The organism is Micromonospora sp. C95 (assembly GCF_018070465.1).
Classification (GTDB): Bacteria; Actinomycetota; Actinomycetes; order Mycobacteriales; family Micromonosporaceae; genus Micromonospora.
The window spans coordinates 1-11,939 of sequence record NZ_JAGPXT010000032.1; the positions used below are offsets into that span (position 1 = coordinate 1).

General features: G+C 70.9%; 13 protein-coding genes. 9 read left to right on the forward strand and 4 right to left on the reverse strand.

Annotation, left to right across the window (positions count from 1 at the left end; translation table 11 throughout):
- A partial coding sequence (locus KBX00_RS29480; RefSeq protein WP_301547485.1) for an NAD(P)-binding protein occupies positions 1-123 on the reverse strand: 123 nt, incomplete at its 3' end.
- 87 nt (positions 124-210) lie between these two features.
- Here KBX00_RS29480 and KBX00_RS25490 point away from each other — a divergent pair.
- Complete coding sequence (locus KBX00_RS25490) at positions 211-588, forward strand: helix-turn-helix transcriptional regulator (protein WP_210830597.1); 378 nt, start codon at positions 211-213, stop codon at positions 586-588.
- Positions 589-696: 108 nt separating this feature from the next.
- A complete protein-coding gene (locus KBX00_RS25495; protein ID WP_099848783.1) occupies positions 697-819 on the forward strand; it encodes a 50S ribosomal protein L36 in 123 nt (40 codons plus the stop codon).
- Here KBX00_RS25495 and KBX00_RS25500 read toward each other — a convergent pair.
- Positions 788-1,780: a DUF817 domain-containing protein gene (locus KBX00_RS25500; RefSeq protein ID WP_210830598.1), complete on the reverse strand. Its 993-nt coding sequence runs from the start codon at positions 1,778-1,780 to the stop codon at positions 788-790. The two genes, KBX00_RS25495 and KBX00_RS25500, sit on opposite strands and share 32 nt — an antisense overlap.
- Positions 1,781-1,918: 138 nt before the next feature.
- On the opposite strand from KBX00_RS25500, the gene KBX00_RS25505 reads away from it, so the two are divergent.
- The 4 genes from KBX00_RS25505 to KBX00_RS25520 all read left to right on the forward strand — a co-directional run bounded on the left by KBX00_RS25505 (position 1,919) and on the right by KBX00_RS25520 (position 5,568).
- On the forward strand, positions 1,919-3,085 hold the full coding sequence (locus KBX00_RS25505) for a low temperature requirement protein A (RefSeq protein WP_210830599.1): 1,167 nt from the start codon (positions 1,919-1,921) through the stop codon (positions 3,083-3,085).
- Positions 3,086-3,235: 150 nt separating this feature from the next.
- Positions 3,236-3,571 (forward strand): YciI family protein, encoded by a 336-nt coding sequence (locus tag KBX00_RS25510; RefSeq protein ID WP_307869077.1) that lies wholly within the window; start codon positions 3,236-3,238, stop codon positions 3,569-3,571.
- A gap of 56 nt (positions 3,572-3,627) precedes the next feature.
- Positions 3,628-4,875 (forward strand): sigma-70 family RNA polymerase sigma factor, encoded by a 1,248-nt coding sequence (locus KBX00_RS25515; protein WP_210830626.1) that lies wholly within the window; start codon positions 3,628-3,630, stop codon positions 4,873-4,875.
- Between the two features lie 93 nt (positions 4,876-4,968).
- On the forward strand, positions 4,969-5,568 hold the full coding sequence (locus tag KBX00_RS25520) for a hypothetical protein (protein WP_210830600.1): 600 nt from the start codon (positions 4,969-4,971) through the stop codon (positions 5,566-5,568).
- Between the two features lie 20 nt (positions 5,569-5,588).
- Here KBX00_RS25520 and KBX00_RS25525 read toward each other — a convergent pair whose 3' ends face one another.
- Positions 5,589-6,521: an SDR family NAD(P)-dependent oxidoreductase gene (locus KBX00_RS25525; protein WP_210830601.1), complete on the reverse strand. Its 933-nt coding sequence runs from the start codon at positions 6,519-6,521 to the stop codon at positions 5,589-5,591.
- Between the two features lie 108 nt (positions 6,522-6,629).
- On the opposite strand from KBX00_RS25525, the gene KBX00_RS25530 reads away from it, so the two are divergent.
- From KBX00_RS25530 to KBX00_RS25540, 3 genes are all read left to right on the forward strand, one after another.
- Positions 6,630-7,193, forward strand: coding sequence for a TetR/AcrR family transcriptional regulator (locus tag KBX00_RS25530; protein WP_210830602.1), 564 nt, complete (start codon positions 6,630-6,632; stop codon positions 7,191-7,193).
- A gap of 118 nt (positions 7,194-7,311) precedes the next feature.
- A complete protein-coding gene (locus KBX00_RS25535; protein ID WP_210830603.1) occupies positions 7,312-8,970 on the forward strand; it encodes an FAD-dependent oxidoreductase in 1,659 nt (552 codons plus the stop codon).
- Positions 8,967-10,418 carry an ATP-binding protein gene (locus KBX00_RS25540; protein ID WP_307869079.1) on the forward strand — a complete coding sequence of 484 codons (1,452 nt, stop codon included), beginning with the start codon at positions 8,967-8,969 and terminating at the stop codon, positions 10,416-10,418. The genes KBX00_RS25535 and KBX00_RS25540 overlap by 4 nt, the downstream gene beginning before the upstream one ends.
- Before the next feature lie 33 nt (positions 10,419-10,451).
- Here KBX00_RS25540 and KBX00_RS25545 read toward each other — a convergent pair whose 3' ends face one another.
- Positions 10,452-11,852: a rhodanese-like domain-containing protein gene (locus tag KBX00_RS25545; protein WP_210830604.1), complete on the reverse strand. Its 1,401-nt coding sequence runs from the start codon at positions 11,850-11,852 to the stop codon at positions 10,452-10,454.
- Positions 11,853-11,939 lie beyond the last annotated feature (87 nt).

Here is an 11,939-nt window from a genome sequence, read left to right on the forward strand (position 1 = left end):
GGCGCCGTCGCCCGCCTCAAGGACGGTGTAGGGCAGAGCGCGCTCGTGCAGGTGCGCGGCGGCGGCGAGGCCGACCGGCCCGGCACCGATGACAGCGACGGGCAACTGGTCCAGATCACTCATCAGGTACCCCTCAAGTTCGACGAGCTGTCTCGATACTCTTCGAAGCAGAGATTTGCATACTGCTTAGACAGGTGTCAACCTAGAGGCATGCCGAAGCAGGCGGTGCCTCTTTCCCTCGATCTGACCGCTGCCCCCTGCTGCCCACCTCTGGTGCAGCAGCGGGTGCCAGGTGAGACCGCCGTGCTGCTGGCACCCGCGTTCAAGGCCCTCGGCGATCCGGTTCGGCTGCAACTGATGTCGATGATCGCCTCGGCCGAGGGCGGAGAGGTGTGCGTCTGCGACCTGACCCCGGCCTTCGACCTGACCGGCCCGACGATCTCGCATCACCTGCGGACCCTGCGCGAGGCAGGTCTGGTCGACTCCGAACGACGGGGCACCTGGGTCTACTACCGGCCCCGGCCCCAGGTCCTGCGGCAACTGGCCGCCCTGCTGGCGGTCGACCCGACGCCTCCACCCGACCGGTAGGTCGGGTCACAGGTCCTCGGTCGACCGCCGCCGGTCAGGGAATCCCACCGCCGAGGTCGGCGTTTTCCACTGCGTACGACGTGAGACCCGAGCCGAGGAGAAACGGACATGAAGGTACGTAGTTCCCTCCGGTCGCTGAAGCGGAAGCCGGGTTCGACGGTGGTGCGCCGACGTGGCCGGGTGGTCGTGGTCAACCGGCTCAACCCGCAGTGGAAGAGCCGCCAGGGCTGACTTGGTCGAGAGACGATCGGCGCCGCCCCCGCTGGCCGACCGGCAGCCCGCCACCCGCGGTCTCATCGGTGTCGCGGGGTGGCTGCCGGTCGTCGTCGGGCGGCTGCGGCGGTGCGATCCAGGTGACCAGCACCACCGAAATGATCATCAAGAGGAACCACGACGTCAACTTCGCAAGTGACACCGGATGCCAACCATCCACCTGGCTGGGGTAGAGCCAGGCGTTCGACCAGGTGGCGATGTTCTCGGCGAGCCAGATGAAGAAGGCGACGAGGACAAAGGCCAGCAGCAGCGGCATGCGCCATCTCGCCCGGAATATCCGGAAGTGCATGACGCAGGGACCGAACACCAGCGCGACGACCGCGATGAGCAGCCATCGCACATCCGGCAGGTAGTGGTTGGTGAAGAAGTTGAGATAGATCGCGGTCGCCACCAGGGCCGTCGACCAGCGTCTCGGATAGCGGATGAAGCGCAGGTCGAACAGCCGGTTCACCCGGACCAGGTAGGAGCCGACCGCGGCGTACATGAAGCCGCTGAACAGGGGCACCCCGCCGAGCCGGAGTACGCCGTCGGGCTCGTACGTCCACGAGCCGACGTGGGTCTTGAACAGCTCCATCACCGTGCCGACGAGATGGAACAGGACGATCACCCGGAGTTCGCGCAGGGTCTCCAACCGCCCCGCCACCATGGCGACCTGGATGGCGACGGCGGCGACGGTGAGGGCGTCGTTGCGGGCGAACGCGGCGTCTTCCGGGTACCAGAGGTGTGCCGCAGAGATGATCGCCAGCATGGCGGCACCGAACACGCACGCCCAGGCCTGCTTGAGACCGAAGACCACGAACTCGGTAAACCAGCCGGCCGGCCCGTGCCCCGGTAGCCGAGCCAGCCCGGCGCGGAAGCGGGCATCGATCGCGCGTTCGGCCGTGGTGAGGGTGGGTCGCCCGTCGGGGGTGTGCTGCATCGCTCCGAGGTTAGTGCGCGCCGTCCGGCGCGGACCGAGGGCTCGGTACAGCACGCTGACCTCGCTGTTCGGCGTCGGAGTAGGACCGTTGGGTGGTACGACTGGGGTGCGATCACCGGCGATGCGCGGAGGGCGGGGATGTCCAGTGGGCTGCCGGCGCGGCTGCTGCGACGGCGCGAGATCTCCCGGCGGCCGTCGTTCCTGGAACTCTTCTTCGATCTGGCCTTCATCCTCGCGCTGAACCGGTTGTCCCGCGCTCTTGAGGACGACCTCGGCGTGGGCGGGGCGTTCCGCGCGGCGCTGCTGCTGGCCGCCATCTGGTGGGTCTGGTTCGTAACCGCCTGGTCGACCGACTGGTTCGAGCCGCGTACGCCATTGATCAGCGGCCTGCTGCTCTGGGTGATGTTCGGCGGGATGCTGATGGCCGCTGCGGCACCGACCGCGTATGCCGGACACGCGCTGGTGTTCGCCGGTGCCTACGTGGCGATCCATCTGGGGCGGGCCGCCCTGTTGCTGCCGGCCCTGCACGGGCATCCGCTGCAACTGCGGACCCTGCGGGTGGCGATCTGGTTCGCCGTCTCCGGGGTGCTCTGGCTCGCAGGTGCGTTCGTCGGGCCGGCCCAGGTGGTCCTCTGGACGGCGGCGGTGGTGCTGGACTACTCGATGGCGCGACTGCGGTGGCCGACGCCGGGGCTCGGGCGCAGCAGTTGGGAGAACCTTCAGATCATCGGGGAGCATCTCTCCGAGCGGTACCAGCAGATCTTCATCATCGCCCTGGGCGAGCTGATCCTGACCGCTGGCATCACGTTCAGCCAACGCGGTTTCGACCTGGGGCGGAGTGCGGCGTTCGCGCTGATGTTCGTCAACGCGGTAAGTCTCGGTCGGCTCTACCTGGTGCCCGGCGGGATGCGGCTGGGTGCCGCGATCGAGGCCATGGGATCGCTCGGTAGCAGGCTGGGCCTGCTCGCCGGCTACCTGCATCTGGTGATGATCGCCGGCGTCCTGGCGACCGGGGTCGGATCGCGCTTGATGATCATGGAACCGTTCTCCCACGAGCCGGCCGCCGTCGTGACGATGGCGGCCGGGCCGACGCTCTTTCTCACCGGCTGGATCCTGCTGGCCCTGGCCGTGCACGGCCGGTTCTCCTGGCAACGGCTGATCGGGATGGCCGCCATTCTGATCGCCGCCGCAGTGGGCCACGAACAGTCGTTGCTGCTCAACTCGGCGATCATCACCGGCCTGCTGATCCTGATCGCCCACGGTGACACCCTGGCCACCCGCCTGCGCCGACGCCGGTGGGCGTGACGACGGCGCGGTCGACGTGGAGACCGACCGAACGTGCCTGACGTGAATCCGAGCGAAAGATGAAATCCTTCGGGTGTCCGGACGCCGGGTTCGCCGTTCGTCATGTCGGTGGAACCACCGGTCCTGACGAGTCAACCGAAAGGCACTGACGTGAAGTACATGATGCTGGTCTGCACCGACACCGAGCCGGACCCGGAGCCGAGCAACCACCCCGACGTCGAGGTGTGGGTGGCGGAGAACGACGCGGCCGGCCGACGCCTCCAGGGTGCCCAGTTGGCACCGGCGTCGGCCGCCACCACGGTGCGGGTCCGCAACGGCCAACTGCTGGTCTCCGACGGACCGTTCGCCGAGGTCAAAGAGATGATCGTCGGCTTCGACCTGCTGGAGTGCGCCGATCTCGACGAGGCGATCGAGGTCGCCCGGGCGCATCCGATGGCGTGGGCCGGGCGGATCGAACTCCGCCCGTTCGCCGAGTTCGAGCAGTGACGGATCCGGCCGCCGGGATCGTGGTGCCGCAGGCGTCGGACCAAGACGGTGCGGCGGTGCAGCGGCAGGCCGGGAACGGGGGCCCGGCGGCCGGGCGGGCCGCGGCGGCGCAAGCCGTCGCGGCCACCGCCGTCGAGGCGTACCCGCGGATCGTGGCTGCCCTGATCCGGATAACGGGTGACTGGACGCTGGCCGAGGACTGCACGCAGGAGGCGCTGGCTCGGGCACTGGCCCGCTGGCCGGTGGACGGGGTGCCGGCCAACCCGGCAGGCTGGCTGATGGCGGTTGCCCGTAACCGGCTCCTCGACGTCCTGCGGCGGGCCTCGGTCGAGCGGCGCAAGCTGCGTGACGTGGCGGTGCTGGCGCTGACCGCCGCCACCGAGGAGCCGGTACCGGACGAAGAGGTGGTGGACGACCGGCTACGGCTGATCTTCACCTGCTGCCATCCGGCCCTCTCCCCGCAGGCACGGGTCGCGCTGACCCTCCGGACGATCTGTGCGGTGCCGACCGCCGACATCGCTCGGGCCTTCCTGGTCAGCGAGTCCACCATGACCCGGCGGCTGACCCGGGCCAAGACGAGGATCGCCGAGGCGGGTATCCCGTATCGGGTGCCGCGCGGCCACGCCCTGACCGAGCGGCTGCCGGGCGTGTTGGGTGTGCTCTACCTGCTCTTCACCCAGGGATACGACGCGGACGGCGAGCCGGCCTTCGCCGAGGAGGCGATCCGGTTGGCCAGGCTGCTGGTCCGGCTCATGCCGGAACAACCGGAGGCGACGGCATTGCTGGCGCTGTTCCTGTTGCAGCACTCCCGCCGCGCCGCCCGGCGGGACGCCGACGGCGACCTGGTGCCGCTGGACCGACAGGATCGGTCGAGCTGGGATCGCGCGGCGATCGCCGAGGGCGTGCGCCTGATCGCCAGGCTCCCGGAGCACGGCCCGTACGCGTGGCAGGCCCGGATCGCGCTCTGCCATGCCACCGCGGCCAGCGCCGAGCAGACCGACTGGCGGCGTATCGCGGACTGCTACGACCACTTGTTACTGCTTCAGCCGACCCCGGTGGTCGCGCTGAACCGGGCCGTCGCACACGGATGCGCGTACGGGCCGGAGGTCGGATTGTCGCTGCTCGCGGAGGCACGCTCGGGCGGCCGACTCGACGGTTACCCACTGGCCCTGGCCGTGGAGGCGGACCTCCTGGAACGCCAGGGTGATCGTGATCGGGCGGCGGTGTTGTTTCGTGCGGCAGCGGACCGGGTGCCCGGTGAAGCCGAGCGTCGGGCGCTGCTCAACCGGGCCCGATCCGGATAGTCGGTGCGACGAACAGTGGCCGCCGGTCCGGTCAGCGGCACCTGCCGGTCGCACGGGGCGGCGACCACGACGGTATCGGTCGATACTGCGAAGGTGACGAGAGTGACAAGCGTGGTGGTGGCCGTGCTGCTGATGTCGGCAGCGGCGGCCTGCGACAGCGCCCCGCCGCCGGCCACCCCGGTGGCGTCCGCACCCGCGTCGACCGTCCCACCCCTGGAGTTCTCGGCACCACCGCTCGCGCTGCCCACCGTGCCGCCCGCCGACGCCTGCCCGGTCACCGAACCGCAATCCTGGCCCGACACCGACCAGGCATCTCGGGTGCTCGGTCCCGGCCCGTTGTACCCGGTCGCCGACTACTTCACCGAAGGTGCCCTGCAACTGCGCGACGAGGACCGGGAAGCGGACGGCACGTTCACCAAGAAGGTCCGGTGGATCGGCTCCGGTTACACCGGGCCGGTGCTGGTGCGGGCAGCGCGGATCGACGCGACGGGCAACGCGACGGTGCGGTTCTCCTACACCGGTGAGTCACGCGACGGCGGGCACTACGCAGTGCTCAGCCGCCCGGACAGCGATCTGCCCGCCACCACGACGGTTAGTGGTCCGGGCTGCTACGCGTACCAGGTCGATGGGGTCTCGTTCAGCGTGACGATCGTCTTCCGCGCCGTAGCGGCGGCCACCGGCGGACGATCCTGACCGCCGGCGTGCCGCGCCGGTCATGCTCGGGCCGCCGGGTCAGCTGTCCGACTCAAATAGTGGACGCCGGTCGCGGCCTCGGACACCTGCCAGAGCCTGCCGGCGAGGGCGAGGTCGTCGCCGGGCGAGATGATCGGGCGGGCGTGCACCCGGCTGTCCCATTTTCGTAGCGAGGGACCGAGGAAGACGCCTGTCTCGGCGGTGGCGCTGGTGGCGGCGTAGAGCAGGGGGATGGTGCCGCGCCGTGGGCTGCGGGCGAACAGCAGGCCACCGATTCGGGTGAAGGCCCAGGCCGCTGCGCCGCCGGCCTGGTGGTGCATGGGCGTTCGGGCCATCCCGGGGTGGGCCAGGAAGCTGCGTACCGGACTACCGGCACGTCGCAACCGGCGGTCGAGCTCCGCACCGAAGAGGACGTTTGCCTGCTTGGACCGGATGTACCGCTTGGCTTCCGGGGCGGCGGGCCGGCCCGCGAGGTCGTCCGCGTCCGGTCCACCACGCAGCAGGCGGTAGAAGGCGGAACTGACGGTGACCACCCGTGGATCGCGGTCCGGACGGAAGCGGTCCAGCAACAGGCCGGTCAGGGCGAAATGGCCCAGGTGGTTGGTGGCGAAGATGGGCTCGTACCCCTGCGGGGAGTGCTCCTGGCCGGTGGCGGTGACGCCAGCGTTGTTGAGCAGCAGGTCGATCTCGCGGCCCTCGTCCCGCAACTGCCCGACGAAGGCGCGTACCGAGTCGAGGTCGGCCAGGTCGAGCCGGCGTACCTCCAGGTGCCCGGCGATCCCGGCGCGGACCCGTTCACCCTTGGCGACATCGCGGACCGCCATGATCACCGTCGCCCCTCGGGCGGCGAGCTGTTCGGCGGCGATTCGGCCCAGGCCGCTGTTCGCGCCGGTGACGACGGCCGTGCGGCCGGTCTGGTCGGGGATCTCGTCGAGCGTCCAGGCAGCAGGCATGGTCCACCTCCGGTTCAGGATCGGATTATTTATCCGATCTCTTCCACGGACAGTATCACGTCACCGGATAAATAATCCGTTGGTCCTCGGATGGATTATCCTCGTACCGTGGCAAGCGGCCCGACGACGAAGACCGAGTCCCTCCGGGCGGACTCGGCCAGAGTGCGCGCCCGGATGCTGAGGGCCGCCCGCGCGCGGGTCGCTGCCGGCGACCTGGAACTGCCGATGAACGCGGTCGCCAAGGCGGCCGGGGTCGGCGTCGGGACGGTCTATCGGCACTTCCCCAATCGGCAGGCACTGCTGGAGGCGCTGGCCGCCGAACGGTTCGCCCTCCTGGTACAGGCCGCCGAGCAGGCGGTGGCCTCTCCCGACGTCGCCGCCGGGCTGGCCCGCCTGCTCCGGGCAGCACTGGAACACCAGCTCGATGACCCGGCACTCGCCGTGGTGCTGTCCGCGCCCGACGCCGCGTGCCAGGAGACGACCGAACTGGTCCGGGCGCTCACCGAGGCCGTGGACCGGCTGCTGGAGCGGGCCCGCGAGACCGGGGTCATCCGCCCGGAGATCACCGCCGACGACCTCCGGGCGCTGTTCTGCGGATTGCAGCACGCGGCCCGCGTCGGCGGCGACACCGAGCTGTACACCGACATCCTGTTGCGCGGCATCCGGGCATAGTGCGGTTGACCAGGGCTCCGGCCGGGGCTTGGCCGCCGGCTGCGGTGTGGGACACCGCTCGACGGCCACGGCTGTCCGCGGCAACGGCTACGGAACACGGGCGTGATTTCATGGGCGCATGGCGAACCCGGTCATCCTCTCCGTCGACGACGACCCGGCGGTCTCCCGGGCGGTCGCACGGGACATCCGGCGCCGCTACGGCGACCGGTACCGGGTGGTGCGGGCCACCTCCGGGCCGGAGGCACTGGAGGCGTTGCGCGAGGTCAAGCTGCGTGGCGAGCAGGTGGCGCTGCTGCTTGCCGACTACCGGATGCCGGAGATGACCGGCATCGAGTTCCTGGAAGCCGCGATGGACCTGTTCCCCGCCGCGCGCCGGGTGCTGCTTACCGCGTACGCCGACACCGGCGCGGCGATCGACGCGATCAACCTGGTCGACCTCGACCACTACCTGCTCAAACCGTGGCATCCGCCGGAGGAGAAGCTCTACCCGGTGGTCGACTCGCTGCTGGAGGCGTGGGCGGCCAGCCCCGCCGCCGGGGAGAGCGAGATCCGGGTGGTCGGACACCGCTGGTCCGCCGAGTCGTTCACGGTGCGGGACTTCCTCGCCCGCAACCTGGTCCCGTACCGCTGGTTGCTGACCGACGATCCCGAGGGCGGCCGGCTGCTCACGGCGGCCGGGGTCACTCCGGCCGACGTCCCGCTGGTGGTCACCCCCGCCGGCAAGGCGCTGGTGGCACCCTCGGAGGCGGAACTGGCCGGCCTGGTGGGACTGGACGTCCACCCCACCGCGGATTTCTACGACCTGGTGGTGGTCGGCGGCGGTCCGGCCGGCCTGGGCGCCGCCGTGTACGGGGCCTCGGAGGGTCTGCGCACCGTCCTGGTGGAGCGGCTGGCCACCGGTGGACAGGCCGGGCAGAGCAGCCGGATCGAGAACTACCTCGGTTTCCCCGACGGGGTCTCCGGGGCGCAGCTCACCGACCGGGCCCGCCGGCAGGCGTTGAAGTTCGGCGCGGAACTGCTCAGCACCCGGGAGGTGGTGGGCCTGACCGAAGCCGGATCGGCGCGGCTGCTGCGGTTCAGCGACGGTCAGACGCTCGCCGCCCACTCGGTGGTGCTGGCGACCGGCGTGTCGTACCGGATGCTCGGTGCGCCCGGGCTGGCCGACCTCACCGGCCGGGGCGTCTTCTACGGTTCGGCGGCCAGTGAGGCACCGAGCTGTGTGGGTGAGGACGTCTACATCGTGGGCGGGGCCAACTCGGCGGGGCAGGCGGCCGTCCACTTCTCCCGCTATGCGAAGCGGGTGCACCTGCTGATCCGGGGCGCGGACCTGACCGCATCGATGTCCCGATACCTCATCGACCAACTGGGCCGCATCGACCAGGTGATGGTGCACCCGTACACCGAGGTGGCGGCTGCCGCAGGTGACGAGCACCTGCAACGACTGAGCCTGCGGGACACCCGCACCGGCGAGCAGCGGGAGGTGGGCACGTCCTGGCTGTTCGTCTTCATCGGCGCGGAGCCCCGTACCGGATGGTTGGACGGCACGCTGGTTCGCGACGAGCGGGGATTCGTGGTCACCGGACCGGACCTGGTCACCGGAGGGCGGCGACCGGCGGGCTGGTCGCTGCCCCGCGAGCCGTACCACCTCGAATCGAGCGTGCCCGGGGTGTTCGCCGCCGGTGACGTACGCGCGGCCTCGGTGAAGCGGGTGGCCTCCGCCGTCGGCGAGGGCGCGATGGCCGTGTCGCTTGTGCACCGGTACCTGGAGGCACAGTGACCAGCGGGGATCCGGGCATCGGCCCGCTGCGGCGGTTGACTGCGGACGACCTGCGGACGCTGTTCCTCTTCGAGTCGCTCGACGACGCCCAGTTGAGCTGGTTGGCCGACCAGGGCCGGGTCGAGCGGCGGAACGAAGGTGACCTGGTCTACGGCGAGGGTGATTCGGCGGAGTGCTTCTTCGTCCTGCTCGACGGCACAGTACGGCTCTGCCGCACGGTGCACGGCGACCAGGTGGAGATCAGCCGTACCGCCCAGCGTGGCGTGTACGGCGGTGCCACCCAGGCGTACCTGGGTGACGACCGGCAGTACCGCAACAGCATGTGGGCGCTGACCGATGCCGAGTTCTTCGTGCTGCCGGCGGAGCAGTTCGCCCACGCGGTGCGCACCTGGTTCCCGATGGCGATGCACCTGCTGGAGGGCATGTTCATCGGCATGCGGGACACCCAGACGCTGATCGGCGAGCGGGAGCGGCTGCTCGCCCTGGGCTCCCTGTCGGCGGGCCTGACCCACGAGCTGAACAACCCGGCGAGCGCCGCGGTGCGGGCGTCCACCAGTCTGCGCGAGCGGATCGCCGGGATGCGGCACAAGCTCGCCATGATCGCCGACGGCCGGCTCGACGGCCGGCGGCTGCATGCTCTGGTGGGTCTCCAGGAGGAGGCGGTCGAGCGGGTGGCCAAGGCGCCGACGCTCTCGCCGTTGGCGACAAGTGACGCCGAGGACGAGTTGACCGACTGGCTGGACGACCGGGGCCTGGCCGCCGGTTGGGAGCTGGCGTCGACGCTTGTCGGCGGCGGGCTGGACGTCGACTGGTTGGAGCGGGTCCGCGCGTCGGTCGGCGAGGAGGACCTGGAACCGGCGGTGCGCTGGCTGACCTACACGGTCGAGACCGAACTGCTCATGCGGGAGATCGCGGACGCCGCCACCCGGATCTCCACCCTGGTCGGTGCCGCGAAGCAGTACTCCCAGCTCGACCGGGCGCCGTACCAGGTCGTGGACGTGCACGAGCTGCTCGACGCCACGCTCGTGATGTTCAAGGGCAAGATCTCCGCCGGGGTCCGGCTGGTCCGGGAGTACGACCGGGGCCTGCCATCGATCCCGGCGTACGCCGCCGAGCTGAACCAGGTCTGGAGCAACCTGATCGACAACGCGCTCGGCGCGATGGGGGGCGACGGCGTGCTGACCGTCCGGACTCTGCGCCAGGACGACTGGTTGATCGTCGAGATCGCCGACACCGGCCCGGGCATCCCGGACGAGATCCGTCCCCGGATCTTCGAGCCGTTCTTCACCACGAAGCCGGTCGGCGAGGGCACCGGCCTCGGTCTGGACATCTCCTACCGGATCGTGGTCAACAAGCACCACGGCGACATCCGGGTGACCAGCGTGCCCGGCAACACGCTGTTCCGCGTGCTGCTGCCGATCAGTCCGCCGGAACCGCCGGCCGGCTGAACCGGGCCGCCGGCCGCGATCGGGCCAGCCCGCTCAGGCGCTGCGGTCAAGCCGTACGCCGGCCGCCTCGGCGTGGTCGAAGCGGTCGTTGACGAGCACCACGTCACGGCCGGCGTTGGCCAGCAGGGAGGCGGCGAGGGCGGCCCGGTAGCCGGACCCGCAGTGCACCCAGACGGTGCCGGCCGGGATCTCGGCCAGCCAGCGGGGCAGCTCGGGCAGCGGCACGTGCACCGCGTCCTCGACGTGGCCGTCCCGCCACTCGTTGCCCAGCCGCACGTCGAGGACGACCTGCGCAGCGGGCAGCCCGGCCGGCGGCTTCCCGGCCTGTGCGGCGGCCAGCGCCGGGAAGTCCGCGACGAGCAGCTCCCGCAGCTCGGCGGGCTCGTCGACCCACTGCCGGGGCGCGCCGGTCGCCTGGGCGGCGGGCCGGTCGATGCCGATCCGGACCAGCTCGCGCTGGGCGTCGGCGACCTGCTCGGGTGTCTCGGCCAGCAGCGTGACCGGGGTGCCCCAGTCGATCAGCCAGCCGAGCCAGGTCGCCATGGGGCCGTCGAGGCCGAGGCTCACCGTGCCGGCCAGGTGCGAGACCGCGTACGCCTTGCGGTGTCGCAGGTCGACCACCCACTCCCCGGCGGCGATGCGCTCCCGCAACTGCGCGGCGTCGGCCCGCGCCACCGGGCTGAGGTCCACCGGCACCGGGCCGGCGGTGTTGGCCACCCCCATGTGCGCGTAGTACGCCGGGTAGGCGTCCAGGCCGGCCAGGGTCTCGGTGACGAACTCGGTGGCGGCCAGCCGGAAGACCGGGTTGACCTGTTTCTCCCGGCCGATCGTCGAGTCCGGGGCGTCGGCCTGGCTGGCCGAGCAGAAGCTGCCGAAGCCGTGGGTCGGCCACACCTGCGCCCCGTCCGGCAGCAGGTCGGCGAGCCGCTTCGCCGAGGTGTGCTGACGCTGGGCCAACTCGTGTGCGTGCTCGGCGCCGAGGAGGTCGGTGCGACCGGTGGTGCCGAACAGCAGCGATCCTCCGGTGAAGACCCCCGCCGGGGTCCAGCCCGCCCCGGTGGCCTCGTCGAGTACGTAGGACAGGTGGTGGAAGGTGTGGCCGGGGGTGGCCACGGCGCGCAGCCGCAGCGTCTCCGACACCTCGATGACATCGCCGTCGTCGACCGGTACCCGGTCGAAACCGACCTCGTCGGCGGCGGCGACCAGGTAACGCGCCCCGGTCAGCCGGGCCAGGTCCAGCCCGCCGGAGACGTAGTCGTTGTGCAGGTGCGTCTCGACCACGTGGGTGATCCGCACGCCGGCCGCGCCGGCGAGGTACAGCACCCGGTCGATGTCGCGCTGCGGGTCCACCACGACCGCGATCCGGCCGTCCGTGGCCAGGTAGCTGCGGTCGCCGAGGGACGACGTCGTGATGACCGACACCTGCACCGTCATGTCCAGCTCCTCGATTCCTCGTCTCCAGCGGGTGGATACCCGACCGGGAGGCGGAGATGCGGCCTCGATCGGGGTAGCCGTCTCCGA